Origin of the sequence: Vreelandella neptunia (assembly GCF_022489065.1) — a bacterium.
In the GTDB taxonomy this organism is placed as follows: Bacteria; Pseudomonadota; Gammaproteobacteria; order Pseudomonadales; family Halomonadaceae; genus Vreelandella; species Vreelandella neptunia_A.
Window position 1 is genome coordinate 470,381 of the sequence record NZ_JAKVTW010000001.1, and the last position, 14,037, is coordinate 484,417.

Sequence of the window (14,037 nt, forward strand, 5' to 3'; positions counted from 1 at the left end):
GACTTGGTTAGGATAGGCCTGGTTTGAATAGATTCCTGCTGCAAGGAACGACGCCACTGGAGATGCCACATGGCCTCAGCATCAAGCGCTACCCCCGATACGTTACCCGCGTGGCAGACGTTAAAGCATCACGCTGAAACGCTGCAGCACGTTCACTTGAAAACGCTGTTTGGCACTGAACCCTCGCGCTGGGAAAGCTTCACTCGCCAAGTGGCGGGCTTGACGCTGGATCTCTCCAAGCAGCGATGGGACGACGATACCCTCGAACATCTGTTTACGCTGGCCAGCGAAGCGGGCGTGCCTTCAGCCATTGAAGCGCTGCTGAGTGGTAAGCGAGTGAACGTCAGCGAAAACCGCCCGGCCCTGCACACGGCGTTGCGTTTACCCGCTGATGCAACGCTTGAAGTGGAGGGTGAGGATATCGTTGCCGCCGTGCACGAAAGCCTTGCTCAGATGGAACGCTTGGTTGGCCGTTTGCATGCGGGCCAGTGGCGCGGCGCCACTGGCAAGCCGATTCGCCACGTGGTTAATCTAGGCGTAGGCGGCTCTGATTTAGGCCCGCTAATGGTCACCCATGCGTTGGCAGACTTTCGTCCCAAAGACATTCATCCAGTAGAAGTGCATTTTGCCTCCACCATGGATGGCTCACAGTTGGCGGACTATTTAAGCCGACTGAATCCTGAAACCACCATTTTTGTGTTGTCGTCCAAATCGTTTACCACGATTGATACGCTCTCTAACGCTAACACGGCGCGGGAGTGGCTGTTGGGCTGTTTAACCCAGCATGGTGCCACGCCGGTCAGTGCTGAACTGGTCGTTCGTCAGCACTTTATTGGTGTTTCAGCGAGCCCCGAAAAAATGACTGAGTGGGGCATTGCCGACGACCACCAGTTAACCTTCTGGGAGTGGGTCGGGGGGCGCTATTCGCTCTGGGGAACTATTGGCTTACCCATTGCCCTAGTGGTGGGGATGGCGAATTTCCGCGAATTTCTAGCCGGTGCTCACACCATGGATCGTCACTTTTCTGAAGCGCCCATGGAAGATAATTTGCCGATACTGCTTGGCTTGGCAGGTATCTGGAACGTCAACTTTCTGGATATTCGTGCGCACTCTATTCTGCCTTACGATGGGCGTTTGGAGTATTTCGCCGCCTACCTTGAACAGCTTGAGATGGAGTCCAACGGCAAATCGGTGACCCGCCAAGGCCAGCCGGTTAACTACTCGACCTGCCCGGTACTCTGGGGTCAACTGGGACCCAATGCGCAGCACGCCTTTTATCAGCTGTTGCACCAAGGCACTCAGCCGGTGGTGTGTGATTTTATTGCGCCGCTAAAACGATACGACGAGGTGGAAGACCCAGATACCCGTCGCCATCTGAAAACCCAGCACCGTTTAGCGCTGGCCAACTGCTTTGCTCAGTCTCGTGTATTGATGCTTGGTGACGATGCGTTGGAAGATGACGGCCCGAGGCCGGAGCATAAACGCTATCGCGGCAATCAGCCCTCCACCACGGTGCTGCTTGACCAGCTGACGCCCGCGACCCTTGGATCGCTGATCGCGCTTTACGAGCACAAGGTCTTTGTTCAGGCGGTGATTTGGGATATCAATCCGTTTGACCAGTGGGGCGTTGAGCTGGGCAAACAGATTGCCACCGATACTCAGAAAATTATTGATCATCAGGGTGATCTATCGCGGATGGATGCTTCTAGTAAGGGGTTGATTGAAGCGTTTTGGGCGGCTGAGAAGGAATGAATCAAGCTGGGGCCAGTTGGGGCTATCCCCGGCGGCCCTGGTAATAAACATGGCTAGATATACAGCTTTTTGCTTTTCCGCTATCCTGTGCTTCTTTGCAAGCCGCCAATTACTCGATTCAGCATTAATATGGCTGCCAGTACGATTTTTCAGGGAACCGACGTTACATGACCCAGTTTGATGCCTCTCAGTACGGCGCGAGTTCCATCGAAGTCCTGTCGGGCCTCGAGCCGGTACGTAAGCGTCCCGGTATGTATACCGACACCACACGCCCTAACCACCTTGCCCAGGAAGTTATTGATAACAGCGTCGATGAAGCGCTGGCGGGCCACGCCACCATGATTAACGTCGTACTGCATAGCGACGGCGGGATCGAAGTGCAGGATAACGGCCGGGGTATGCCGATTGATCTTCACCCTGAGCACGGTGTGTCGGGCGTTGAACTGATATTTACCAAGCTACACTCGGGCGGCAAATTCTCCTCTACCAGCTATCGCTTCTCGGGCGGCTTACACGGGGTGGGGGTGTCCGTTGTTAATGCGCTTTCGCGCCGTTTAGATGTAGAAGTCACCCGTGACGGTGCGCGCCATGCCATGGCCTTCGAGTTCGGTGAAAAAGTTGAAGACCTGCATGAAATTGGCAAAGCCCCCAAGCGGGCGAGTGGCACCCTGGTGCGCTTCTGGCCCGATGAAAGCTACTTCGATAGCCCAAAGTTAGCGCTCACCCGGCTGAAGCATTTGCTGCGTGCCAAAGCCGTGCTCTGCCCTGGCTTAAAAGTCACCTTGCTAGAACCTGATGGCACCTCCACCGAGTGGGAGTTCGCCGATGGTTTGCGCGACTATCTGGTTGAAGCCACCGACGGCTATGAAGTGCTGCCCCGCGAGCCTTTTGTAGGTCACTTTAATGACGACGAGCACGGCGTAGACTGGGCAATCCAGTGGCTACCTGAGGGCGGTGAAGCGCTGCTGGAAAGCTACGTCAACCTGATCCCCACCCCTCAAGGGGGCACCCACGTGAACGGTTTCCGTTCTGGGCTGCTGGACGCGCTACGTGAATTTTGCGAATACCGTAGCCTGTTGCCCCGTGGTATCAAGCTCACCGCCGATGATCTCTGGGAGCGCACCTCTTTTGTACTCTCGGTGAAGATGCTCGACCCCCAGTTTGCCGGGCAAACCAAAGAGCGGCTTTCGTCGCGTACGATTGCTGGCTTTGTATCGGGGGTGGTGAAAGACGCTTTTTCGCTGTGGCTAAACCATCACGTGGATCAAGCCGAAGCGATTGCCGAGCTGGTGATCAGCGCGGCGCAAAATCGTCAGAAAAAAGCTAAAAAAGTGCTCCGTAAAAAGGTCACTTCCGGCCCGGCGCTGCCCGGTAAGCTGGCGGATTGCTCCGGCCAGGATCCCGCCCAGAGCGAGCTATTCCTGGTAGAAGGGGACTCGGCGGGCGGCAGTGCCAAGCAGGCGCGCAACCGCGAAACCCAGGCGATACTGCCGCTGCGCGGTAAGATTCTGAATACCTGGGAAGTGGAGACCCACGATATCTACGGCTCCCAGGAGGTACACGATATCGCAGTGGCCATTGGTGCCGACCCCGGCAGCGCTGATTTAGAAAAACTGCGCTACCACAAGATCTGTATCCTGGCCGATGCCGACTCTGATGGCCTGCACATCGCTACGCTGCTGTGCGCGCTGTTTGTGCGCCACTTCCCGAGCTTGGTCGACGCAGGACATGTCTATGTGGCGATGCCGCCGCTTTACCGTATCGACTTGGGTAAAGAAGTGCACTACGCGCTGGATGAGAGTGAAAAAGCCGCCATTCTCAAACAACTGGCCAATAAGCGCGGCACACCCAATGTGCAACGTTTTAAAGGCCTGGGTGAAATGAGCCCGCTACAGCTGCGTGAAACCACCATGTCGACGGAAACCCGCCGCCTGGTGCAGCTCACTTTAACGGAGGGCGACGGCACCATGGAAATGATGGATATGCTTCTGGCCAAAAAACGTGCCGGTGACCGCAAAAAGTGGCTGGAAGATTACGGCAACCTCGCAGACATTGAGGTATAACCCCGATGACCATGGATATTCAGGTAGCGGAGGGGGATGTAGAACAACTCTCCCTGCGCGACTACACCGAAAAAGCGTACCTCGACTACTCGATGTACGTCATTCTCGACCGCGCGCTGCCCAACATTGGCGACGGCATGAAACCCGTGCAGCGGCGGATCATTTACGCCATGCGCGAGTTGGCGCTGCACGCCAACGCCAAGTACAAAAAGTCGGCGCGTACCGTTGGTGACGTGCTAGGTAAATTCCATCCCCATGGCGATAGCGCCTGCTACGAAGCCATGGTGCTAATGGCTCAGCCGTTTAGCTACCGCTACCCGCTAGTGGATGGCCAAGGCAACTGGGGGAGCCCTGACGACCCTAAATCCTTCGCCGCCATGCGCTACACCGAGGCTAAGCTTTCCAAGTTTGCCGAAGTATTGCTTGGCGAGCTGGGTCAGGGCACCGTCGATTGGGCGCCCAATTTTGATGGCACTATGCAGGAGCCGCTGGTACTGCCCGCAAAGCTCCCCCATGTGCTGCTCAACGGCGGTACCGGGATTGCCGTGGGCATGGCCACTGATATCCCGCCGCATAATGTGTCGGAAGTGGTCGAAGCGACCTGTCATCTACTGCGCAATCCCAAGGCCACCACCGCCGATTTGATGGAGTTCGTGCCTGCACCGGATTTCCCCACCGATGCGGAAATTATTACTCCGCCTGCGGATTTAAGAAAGCTCTACGAATCCGGCCGGGGCTCGGTCAAACTACGTGCCCGCTACATCCGTGAAGAAGCCAATATCGTTATTACCTCGGTGCCCTATCAGGTCAGCGGTGCTAAGGTGCTGGAGCAGATTGCCGCCCAGATGCAGGCCAAAAAGCTACCCATGGTGGCGGATCTGCGCGATGAATCGACCCATGAAGAGCCAACGCGGCTGGTGATCGAACCGCGCTCAAACCGTATAGACGTTGAGTCGCTGATGGCGCACCTGTTCGCCACCACCGATTTGGAAAAGAACGTGCGGGTGAATATGAACGTGATCGGCCTGGATGGCCGCCCACGGGTAATGCCGCTGCCTGAAATGTTGGGCGAATGGCTTCAGTTCCGCCGCAGCACGGTGCGCCGTCGTTTAGAGCACCGCCTAGGCAAAGTCGAAGATCGGCTGCATATCCTGGAAGGCCTACTGATCGCCTACCTGGATCTGGACGAAGTGATCCGCATCATCCGCGAAGAGGATGACCCCAAAGCCTCGCTGATCGCCACTTTCAGCCTTTCCGAACGCCAGGCAGAAGCCATCCTAGAGCTGCGTCTGCGTCACCTTGCCAAGCTCGAAGAGATGAAAATTCGTGGCGAGCAGGACGAACTGGAAAAAGAGCGCAAATATTTACAGGGGCTGCTGGGCAGCGAAGCCAAGCTCACCACGCTGATCGAAAAAGAGATCCGCGCTGCGGGTAAAGAGCACGGCGATGAGCGTCGCTCACCGCTGGTCGAGCGGGAAGAGTCTAAGGCGCTGTCTGAAGTGGAACTGCTGGGCGCAGACCCGATTACTGTGGTGCTATCGGATAAAGGCTGGATTCGCGCGGCTAAAGGGCATGATATTGATCCCGAAGGTCTCTCTTATAAAGCCGGGGATAGCTTTCAACTGGCGGCGAAAGGTAAAACCAACCAGCCGCTGGTGCTGCTGGATGATACCGGGCGGGCCTATACGCTCTCTGCGCATAACTTACCCAGTGCGCGGGGCCAAGGTGAGCCGGTGACCGGGCGTGCTAACGTTGCCGCTGGAGCGAAAATGGCCGGGCTGATGTTTGCACCTCCCGAGCGGCGCTTTGTGCTCGCTACCGACGGCGGCTACGGCTTTGTGGCGCGGCTGGATACGCTCACCGGTAAAAACAAAGCCGGTAAAGCGGTACTTAGCCTGCCCAAGGGCTGCAATGTGATGGCGCCAGTGGAAGTGCCTGAGGGTGAGGAGCTGTGGGTGGCTTCCGTTTCTAATGAGGGCCGGCTACTGCTGTTCCCCTTGGATCAGTTACCCGAGATGTCTAAAGGTAAGGGCAATAAAATGCTCGATATCCCAGGCCCAAGAGCCGCCCGCCGAGAAGAGTTTGTTACCGGCATTGTGGTGCTAGCTGCCAGTGATGCGCTGATGATCCATGCTGGCAAGCGCAAGCTGACGCTAAAAGCCGACGACTTGGCATACTATCGCGGTGAGCGCGGTCGGCGTGGTAGTAAGCTGCCCCGCGGCTTCCAGAAAGTAGATCGACTAGAGGCAGGGGAGTAAGTAATGGCACGCGGTGATTTGATCCTAACCGTACTAGCGTCGGATTTAACCGCCGACATTCAAGCTCAGATAGATGCTCTCATTACGCAGTTTAATCTGAACGTGAAGAGTACCCAGCGGCTTGCCGATGTCTCATTTCAGTCAGGTGATGGCATCGACTGTGTTGAGTACTGTTTGTCCGGCGACGCAGATAGCAAAGCAGTGCGCGACGCCGCGCTTTTGCTGAGTGAAACGCTGGGTATTGATATCGTTGCCCAACCAGATACTCGCGATCACGTTCAGCCCCGTTTGGTCTGTTTCGATATGGACTCCACGTTGATTAAAGCTGAGGTGATTGATGAGCTGGCTCGCCGCCATGGCGTTGGTGAAGAAGTCGCCGAAGTCACCGAGCGTGCTATGCGCGGGGAGCTGGATTTCAAGGCGAGCTTTCGCGAGCGGATGAGCAAACTGGTCGGTTTGGATGAGTCGGTGCTGGCGGAAATCGCTGAGGAGCTGCCGCTGATGGAGGGCGTTGAACGCCTGATGGTTAATCTAAAGCGGTTAGGCTATCGCACCGCCATTCTCTCCGGCGGCTTTACCTACTTTGCTCTCCACTTACAGAAGAAGCTTGGCTTTGACGAGATTCATGCCAATGAGCTGATCATTGAAAATGGCAAAGTGACCGGCGAAGTAAGCGAACCAATCGTGGATGCCGAGCGTAAAGCCGAACTGCTCGAAGTCATCGCACTACGGCAGGGCTTTAGCCTCGATCAGACGATAGCCGTGGGTGACGGTGCCAACGATCTTAAAATGCTGGCCAAAGCGGGGATGGGCATCGCGTTTCGGGCCAAGCCGTTGGTGCGTGCCCAAGCGTGTCAGGCGATCTCGACATCGGGGCTTGACGGTGTGCTCTACCTGCTCGGCTATCACCAGCAGGATTTAACACCTTAGAGCAGTATCAGGGTAGGTAGTATAAGAGTAGGTAGTAAAAAAGCGGGTGGTGCTTTCTAGCACCACCCGCTTTTTATTTTATGACGATTCAGCCATGGCCCTTATCGGGATGTGGTACCGGTTTGTCGCCGACTTCCTCGGCCCTTAATTCGACCGGATGCCCTTGGGTTTTAACCGCATGCTTCAAACGCAGGTGCAAGCCAGACTTGGCCAGCAGGTGGGCGCTGACGGGGGCAGTGATAAACAGGAAAAGTGTAATCAGCAGTTCTTGGATATCCGGCTTGCCATCGACACTCCAGAAATACAGCATTGAGGCCATTAGCATACAGCCGATGCCCAAGGTGGTGGCTTTAGTGGGGCCATGCAAGCGCATGTAGAAATCGCGCAAGTGCGCCATCCCCAACGAGCCGATAAATACAAAGATACCGCCAGCGATCAGCAGCAGTGAAATAAGCGCTTCAATGATTACTGACATAGTTCCTCCTGGCTCCTGTACATCATTCGATAGCTCATGTTAATCATTCGATGATGTCTCCGCGCAGAATGTATTTGCATACCGCCACCGTGCTAATAAAACCGAGCATTGCGATCAACAGCGCCGACTCGAAGTAGGTTTTGCTGTTCAGCCAGAGCCCCAACAGCACGATGAGCGCAATCGAATTGACGTACATGGTGTCTAGCGCGAGCACGCGATCAGGCAAACTGGGCCCAATGGTCAGGCGGTAGAGATTCATCAATAGTGCCATCACGACCAGCGCTAAGGTGATATAGAGTGCAATGCTCAACATTCGTAGATCTCCTTAAGCGGGCGTTCATAGCGCTCACGAATCTGGTTAATCAGCGCCTCCTCGTCGTCCACGTTCAAGGCGTGAATCAGCAGTGACTTACCATCCATGCGCAGATTGGCCGACACGGTGCCCGGTGTCAGGCTGATCGTGCTGGCGAGCAGCGTGATGGTGAAGCGCTCTTCGAGCATCAGTGGGTATTCAATAAAGTGGGGTTTAAGTGTTCGCCAAGGGTTGGCGATTAGGTAAGCCACCTCAAAGTTGGCGGTGATAATGTCGCCCAGCACTCGAAAGATAAACCGCAGCAGCGCAAAAGGCTTGGCAATCAGAGGGCGTGCGTCCCAAAAGCGGTGGGTCAGCAAAGGGATTAAGATGGCCAAGGAACCGCCCAGAACGAATTGTCCAAAGGCATAGCTGCGAACCAATAGCAGCCAAACAACGAGCAGTAGTATCGATAAAACAGGCGTGGGTAGCCAGGAGCGCGGCGCGATCATGGGGCATCTCCAGCATCATTGGGGAGTAGCGTGCGAATGAGCACCTGTGGGTTGGCCAATTGCTCTGCCGTGGCTTGAGTGTAGCTGCTCACTGGCCCCGCCAGGGCGACTAACAGCGGTGCTGCACTTAGCAGCCAGATGACGCCAAACCACTGGCGGCGGGGTAGCGGTGTACCGCTGATATTGCCACGATGGCTGCGCCAAAACAGAGTAGAGCCTGCCCGCGAAAGCGCAATGAGCGAGGCTAAACTGGTCAATAGCAGTAGCGGCCAGAGCCATAGACGCTGGGTGCCCTCGGCAGCATTAAGCATTAATGCCTTGCCGATGGCGCCTGAAAACGGCGGAACGCCAGCGACGGCGATGGCGCCTACAAAAAATAGCATGGCGAGCCCAGCGCCCTGAACCATCGGACGACCCTTCACCAGGCGCGTACCTGCTTTACCACGCTGAAGGCCGATCATTTCCGCCAGTAGGAACAAACCGCCGGTAACCAGCGTAGTGTGGATCAAGTAATAGAGCAGTGCCGAGACCGCCTGAGGTGAGCGCATGCCGATTCCTGCTAGCAGCGTGCCCACGGATACCAGCACCAGGTAAGCCACCAGCAAGCGCAAGTCCCGCGCAGCCATCACCCCAATGCCTGCGGCAGCCAGAGTGGCGAGTGACAGCCACCATACCCAGGGCTGTTCCAGAGCTTCCAAACCGCCAGCAGTGTCGCCAAACAGCAAGGAGTAGACGCGCAGGATCGCGTAGATACCTACCTTGGTCATGATGGCAAACAGCGCCGCTACCGGTGCTGGCGCGGATGCATAGGCTTTGGGCAGCCAGAAGTAGAGCGGCAGAATCGCGGCTTTTAAGCCAAACACCACCAACAGCATCAGCGCGCCAGCCGTGACCAAGCCTTCACGCTCTGACGGTAGATCCGCGACTCGAATCGCCATGTCGGCCATATTGAGCGTACCCGTGGCGCCATACAGGATGCCTACCGCGATCAGGAATAGCGACGAGCCGGCTAAATTGAGTACCACATAGTGCACACTAGCCTGAATGCGCGCTTTGCCACCGCCATGCAGTAACAGGGCGTAAGAGGCCAGCAGCAGTACTTCAAAGAAGACGAACAGGTTAAACAGATCGCCGGTTAAAAAAGCGCCGTTAATGCCCAGCAGTTGCCACTGGAAAAGACCGTGAAAGTTACTGCCTTTTTCATCATCTCCCGCGCAGGCAAACACCACCGCGCCAACGGCCAATACGGCGGTCACCAGCAGCATTAATGCCGAGAGACGATCCAACACCAGCACGATGCCGAAGGGGGCTTGCCAGTCGCCTAGGGCGTAGTAAGTGATTTCACCGCTAGCGGCTTGGCGCAAAAGACCAATCGCGACTAGCAGCAGTAGCACGGTGGCGACTACGCTGACCACACGCTTGTAGCGAACCAGTCCCTGTCGCTGATAGAGCAGTAAAATGCCTGCAACGAGCGGCAGGACAACAGGAAAAACAACTAGATGCTGCATCATTCTCGGTCTTCCTTTTTACCGTCGACGTGGTCGTTACCCACTTCACTGCGTGCCCGCATTGCCAGGATCACCACAAAGGCGGTCATCGCGAAGCCGATGACAATGGCGGTAAGCACTAGCGCTTGGGGGAGTGGGTCGGCATAGCCAGTTCCTTCAGACACGATGGCAGGACCATCAGTGGTAAGTCCCCCCATCGAAAACAGAAACAGGTTCACTGCATAAGAGAGCAGCGTTAGGCCTACCACCACGGGAAAGGTGCGGCCTCGCAAGGTTAAATAGAGACCGCAGGCGGTCAAGACGCCGGTGGTCATTGCATAGAGCAGTTCCATTAACGAGGCTCCTTAGCAGAAGAGGTTGCAGCAGCGGCATCGGTGTCTTTTTCCGAGGCTTCGGTCACCGGTCGGTGCGCTGTAGTGACTTTGCCAAGGTTGGCCAAAATCATCAGCGTGGCGCCTACCACGGCTAAGTACACGCCCAGATCAAAGAGCAGCGCGGTAGCCAGTTCAAAGGTGCCGATCAGCGGTAGGCTGAAGTAACCGAATGCGGAGGTTAAGAAGGGATGACCAAACAGCCAGCTACCCAACCCAGTGAGTGTGGCAATGGCCACCCCAATAACGGCTACCGGTTGGAAGGGGAAATTCAAGCGTTCTTGCGCCCACTCTACACCTCGTGCCATATACAGCAGGATCAACGCTACTGCGGTAATCAGCCCAGCAATAAAACCACCGCCCGGCTGATTGTGCCCACGCAGGAAAATAAACGCTGATACCAACAGCGCCAGTGGCAGCAACGTCATTGAAATCGAGGTGAGTACTGCAGGGTAGCGGTCGGGCGACCATACTCGGCCTTCGCCGTCGCTATGGGGCATAAACAGGCGTAAGCGGTTTAGTAACTTAAATATCGCTAGGCCTGCAATGGCCAACACAGTAATTTCACCCAGAGTATCGAAGCCACGGAAGTCGACCAAAATAACGTTAACCACGTTATAACCGCCCCCGCCAGGCTTACTGTTTTCCACAAAGAAGCTGGAAATCGATAGGGTATCGCGGGTCATCACGGCGTAGTTAAGGCTGGCAACCACTAGTCCAAGTGAACCGGCTAATAGCATATCGCGGATATTTCGCAGTGGGCTGGATTCACGAGGGGTTTTTTGCGGTAAGAAAAACAGCGCTAACATCAGCAGAATCATGGTCACGACTTCCACTGAAAGCTGTGTGAGCGCTAGATCGGGCGCTGAGAATCGTGCAAAGGTAAGGGCCACAAAGAGTCCCACTACCGATAGCATCAACAGAGAGATCAGCCGGTAGCGGTGTGTCGCGGCGGTGGCCACACCTCCAAACATCAACATCCCTGCACCTAAAATAAGGATGCCGTCGAGCGATTGATTACCTGCTGCGCCGGTTAGGTCGGTGATCTGCACAAGGCCGATACCCCCCATTATCAGCGCCGCCAGCCATAGCCAACCGACATAGCGCTGAAGCGAATTGCCTTCCAGTGCTGCGATCAGCTGCTCAGCGCGATAGCCAATCGAGATAAGGATGCGTTCAAACACGCGTCGGGCATCGACTCCCACGAACTGTTGCGTAAATCGGCGCACATCGCCATGGCGCCAATACAGCGCAATACCAACGACAAAAGCCAATAAACTCATAAGCAGCGGTAGATTAACCCCGTGCCAGATAGCCAGATGAAAATCGAGCGGGCTTCCAATCACCGCTTGGCTGGCGAGTTCTAATAATCCGGTGGCCATAAAGGCCGGGAAAAGACCGACCACCACGCAAAGCACCACCAATATTTCCACCGGAAGGCGCATCAGGTGTGGTGGCTCATGGGGCGATTTTGGCGGCGCTTCACGGGGTGGTTTGAAGAAGACGGCGTGTACTAAACGCAGCGAGTAAGCGACCGAAAGAATGCCACCGAGCGCTGCTAAGGCCGGTAGTAGCCAGCTCACCCCGCCCAAAACGGGCGTTGCTAGCGCCTCGGTAAAGAACATCTCTTTGGATAAGAAGCCATTAAAGAGCGGGACGCCCGCCATGGCTGCTGCCGCAAGCGTGGTCAAAAGCGCCGTGACAGGCATGGCTTTTTTAAGCCCGCCAAGCTGTTTTAGCTCCCGGGTGCCGGCTTCGTGGTCGATAATGCCGGCGCTCATAAACAGCGCCGCTTTAAAGGTGGCATGATTGATAATGTGAAACAGCGCGGCCAAGATCGCCATGGGGCTGCCGATACCCAATAGCACCGTGATTAAGCCTAAATGGCTAACAGTGGAGAACGCTAAAATGCCTTTCAGGTCAGTCTTCATCAGCGCAAACCAAGCGCCATATAGCATGGTGACGATGCCGACCAGGGAGACGACCACGCTCCATAACTCGCTACCGGCGATGGCCGGGTGAAGCCGCGCCATCAGGAAAATGCCTGCTTTAACCATCGTCGCCGAATGCAGATACGCCGAAACTGGCGTAGGCGCTGCCATCGCATGGGGTAACCAAAAATGGAACGGGAACTGTGCGGATTTGGTAAAGGCGCCTAGCAGTACCAAACCGAGCATTAGTGGGTAGCGCGGATCGGCAAGAATGATGTCTCCGCTGGCCAGCACATCGGCCATATCAAAGCTGCCCGCCATATCGCCTAGCAGCAGTAAACCAGCCAGTAGAGCAAGGCCGCCCGCGCCGGTAACGGTGAGCGCCATACGTGCGCCTTTACGAGCATCGCTGCGATAAGACCAAAAGCCAATCAGCAGGAAAGATGACAGGCTGGTTAATTCCCAAAACAGCCAGAGCAGTATTAGGTTATCCGACATTGAAATACCGACCATTGACGCCATAAAAAGCATCAGGAAGGCGTAGAATCTGCCAAAGGGCTCATCTTTTGCTAAGTAGTAGTGGGCATACAGAATAATCAGTAGGCCAATGCCCAGTATAAGCAGATTAAATAGCAGCGATAGCCCGTCCAGGCGGAACGCTAGGACCAGCGCCAACTCAGGCATCCATGCGGCGGAAAAACGTAGTTGCTCACCGTCTAGCAGAGCTGGCACGTTGAGTAGCGTCATTACTAACGCGGTAGCTGGCAGCACTGCTGTCGCAAGTGAACAGAAATTGCGACCACGCTGTGCGGTAAGTGCCGGCACCAGTACGCCTAGCAGAGGCAATAAGGCTATCCAAAGCAGTGTCATGGGAGATCATCCAGCGGCTAATGTTTAAAAAATCAAAAGAGTACCAACAGGGCGCTTTTAGGGCGTTCTGATGGCGTAGGATACATCAAGTGAAACAACAGGATATCACTTGTGTAGAAGGCGTGTAGTTTTAGTATAAAGTGTGCCGGTCAACCGTTAAGAGATTTTTTGTTCCATGAGTGAACCCTTTAATACCTGGCAAGCCCGCTTTGAAAAGCTACGCTCCAACAAAATTTTTGAAGCGGCGGTGATTGCCATAATCGTCATTTCTGCCCTGGTGATAGGGGCTAAGACCTATGAGGAAACCACCCAGGTCGAACAGTGGCTGCTCTATCTCGATATTGCGGTCACCATATTTTTTCTGATTGAGATTTTAATCAGAATGGCGGCTGAACGCACCCTGCTAAGTTTCTTCAAGAAAGGGTGGAACGTCTTTGACTTCCTCATTGTGACCGCCAGCCTGATTCCCATGGATGACTCTGAAATGGTGCTGCTGGCTAGGCTGCTGCGTATTTTCCGCGTGCTGCGCTTGGTGTCGATGATTCCCGAGCTCCAAATGCTGTTAAGCGCCTTGGTCAAGTCGGTGCCGCGGATGGGGTATGTGGTACTGCTGATGTTTATCATCTTCTATATATACGCCGCCATTGGCAGCTTTCTGTTCCACAATGTAGACGAGGGGCTGTGGGGCAATATCTCACTGGCGATGTTAACGCTGTTTCAAGTGGCGACGTTTGAGAGCTGGGCCACCGCCGTGCTATACCCGGCCATGGACGTTTATCCTTATGCCTGGATCTATTTTTTAACCTTTATCTTTTTGAACGCTTTTATTTTCCTCAATATGATGATCGGTATTGTGCTGGACGTGATGCAGAAAGAGAGCGCACAAATGGCGCTGGATAACGGCGAAGGCGAAGAGGCCGAGCTACAGTCGCTGCGCAAAGACGTTCACGGGCTTAAAACACAGCTTGACCGTATGGAGGCAGCGCTCGCGCAGGCTCCCACGCCACACAACATAGCGAACAACGACGCGGGCGGTAAGCAAACCGAAAAGCCCACAACTGACTAATTTTAGGAG

Annotated in this window: 11 protein-coding genes; 5 read left to right on the forward strand and 6 right to left on the reverse strand. The window is 55.2% G+C overall.

Annotated features, from left to right (window positions below; translation table 11 throughout):
• The first annotated feature begins 69 nt into the window (after positions 1 to 69).
• The 4 genes from pgi to serB all read left to right on the forward strand — a co-directional run bounded on the left by pgi (position 70) and on the right by serB (position 7,003).
• Positions 70 to 1,752 carry a glucose-6-phosphate isomerase gene (gene pgi / locus MLE19_RS02110; RefSeq protein WP_240716423.1) on the forward strand — a complete coding sequence of 561 codons (1,683 nt, stop codon included), beginning with the start codon at positions 70 to 72 and terminating at the stop codon, positions 1,750 to 1,752.
• A 167-nt stretch (positions 1,753 to 1,919) separates the two neighbouring features.
• On the forward strand, positions 1,920 to 3,815 hold the full coding sequence (gene parE, locus MLE19_RS02115; RefSeq protein ID WP_240716424.1) for a DNA topoisomerase IV subunit B: 1,896 nt from the start codon (positions 1,920 to 1,922) through the stop codon (positions 3,813 to 3,815).
• Positions 3,816 to 3,820: 5 nt separating this feature from the next.
• Positions 3,821 to 6,073 (forward strand): DNA topoisomerase IV subunit A, encoded by a 2,253-nt coding sequence (parC, locus tag MLE19_RS02120; protein ID WP_240716425.1) that lies wholly within the window; start codon positions 3,821 to 3,823, stop codon positions 6,071 to 6,073.
• 3 nt (positions 6,074 to 6,076) lie between these two features.
• Entirely contained in the window at positions 6,077 to 7,003 is a 927-nt protein-coding gene (gene serB, locus MLE19_RS02125; RefSeq protein WP_240716426.1) for a phosphoserine phosphatase SerB, read from the forward strand.
• An 88-nt stretch (positions 7,004 to 7,091) separates the two neighbouring features.
• Here serB and MLE19_RS02130 read toward each other — a convergent pair whose 3' ends face one another.
• Genes MLE19_RS02130 through MLE19_RS02155 form a run of 6 tightly spaced genes read right to left on the reverse strand, consistent with a single transcriptional unit; the run spans position 7,092 to position 12,962 of the window.
• A complete protein-coding gene (locus MLE19_RS02130; protein ID WP_240716427.1) occupies positions 7,092 to 7,478 on the reverse strand; it encodes a Na+/H+ antiporter subunit G in 387 nt (128 codons plus the stop codon).
• A gap of 43 nt (positions 7,479 to 7,521) precedes the next feature.
• The gene (locus MLE19_RS02135) at positions 7,522 to 7,791 is read right to left on the reverse strand and encodes a K+/H+ antiporter subunit F (RefSeq protein WP_008958594.1); all 270 of its coding nucleotides are present in this window, start codon (positions 7,789 to 7,791) and stop codon (positions 7,522 to 7,524) included.
• Positions 7,785 to 8,282 (reverse strand): Na+/H+ antiporter subunit E, encoded by a 498-nt coding sequence (locus MLE19_RS02140; RefSeq protein ID WP_240716428.1) that lies wholly within the window; start codon positions 8,280 to 8,282, stop codon positions 7,785 to 7,787. Before MLE19_RS02140 ends, MLE19_RS02135 begins: the two co-directional genes overlap by 7 nt.
• Positions 8,279 to 9,793, reverse strand: coding sequence for a monovalent cation/H+ antiporter subunit D (locus MLE19_RS02145; RefSeq protein ID WP_240716429.1), 1,515 nt, complete (start codon positions 9,791 to 9,793; stop codon positions 8,279 to 8,281). The genes MLE19_RS02140 and MLE19_RS02145 overlap by 4 nt, the downstream gene beginning before the upstream one ends.
• On the reverse strand, positions 9,790 to 10,122 hold the full coding sequence (locus MLE19_RS02150; RefSeq protein WP_240716430.1) for a Na+/H+ antiporter subunit C: 333 nt from the start codon (positions 10,120 to 10,122) through the stop codon (positions 9,790 to 9,792). The genes MLE19_RS02145 and MLE19_RS02150 overlap by 4 nt, the downstream gene beginning before the upstream one ends.
• Positions 10,122 to 12,962, reverse strand: a complete 2,841-nt coding sequence (locus tag MLE19_RS02155) for a monovalent cation/H+ antiporter subunit A (RefSeq protein ID WP_240716431.1) — start codon at positions 12,960 to 12,962, stop codon at positions 10,122 to 10,124. Before MLE19_RS02155 ends, MLE19_RS02150 begins: the two co-directional genes overlap by 1 nt.
• Positions 12,963 to 13,137: 175 nt before the next feature.
• Here MLE19_RS02155 and MLE19_RS02160 point away from each other — a divergent pair, with 175 nt between their 5' ends.
• Entirely contained in the window at positions 13,138 to 14,028 is an 891-nt protein-coding gene (locus MLE19_RS02160) for an ion transporter (protein WP_240716432.1), read from the forward strand.
• Positions 14,029 to 14,037 lie beyond the last annotated feature (9 nt).

Bases quoted from the DNA above. Each gene is read 5' to 3' on its own strand.
- MLE19_RS02145 (WP_240716429.1), bottom strand. From the start codon at position 9,793: ATGATGCAGCATCTAGTTGTTTTTCCTGTTGTCCTGCCGCTCGTTGCA.
- parC (WP_240716425.1), top strand. From the start codon at position 3,821: ATGACCATGGATATTCAGGTAGCGGAGGGGGATGTAGAACAACTCTCC.
- pgi (WP_240716423.1), top strand. From the start codon at position 70: ATGGCCTCAGCATCAAGCGCTACCCCCGATACGTTACCCGCGTGGCAG.
- MLE19_RS02150 (WP_240716430.1), bottom strand. From the start codon at position 10,122: ATGGAACTGCTCTATGCAATGACCACCGGCGTCTTGACCGCCTGCGGT.
- MLE19_RS02130 (WP_240716427.1), bottom strand. From the start codon at position 7,478: ATGTCAGTAATCATTGAAGCGCTTATTTCACTGCTGCTGATCGCTGGC.
- serB (WP_240716426.1), top strand. From the start codon at position 6,077: ATGGCACGCGGTGATTTGATCCTAACCGTACTAGCGTCGGATTTAACC.
- parE (WP_240716424.1), top strand. From the start codon at position 1,920: ATGACCCAGTTTGATGCCTCTCAGTACGGCGCGAGTTCCATCGAAGTC.
- MLE19_RS02135 (WP_008958594.1), bottom strand. From the start codon at position 7,791: ATGTTGAGCATTGCACTCTATATCACCTTAGCGCTGGTCGTGATGGCA.
- MLE19_RS02140 (WP_240716428.1), bottom strand. From the start codon at position 8,282: ATGATCGCGCCGCGCTCCTGGCTACCCACGCCTGTTTTATCGATACTA.
- MLE19_RS02155 (WP_240716431.1), bottom strand. From the start codon at position 12,962: ATGACACTGCTTTGGATAGCCTTATTGCCTCTGCTAGGCGTACTGGTG.
- MLE19_RS02160 (WP_240716432.1), top strand. From the start codon at position 13,138: ATGAGTGAACCCTTTAATACCTGGCAAGCCCGCTTTGAAAAGCTACGC.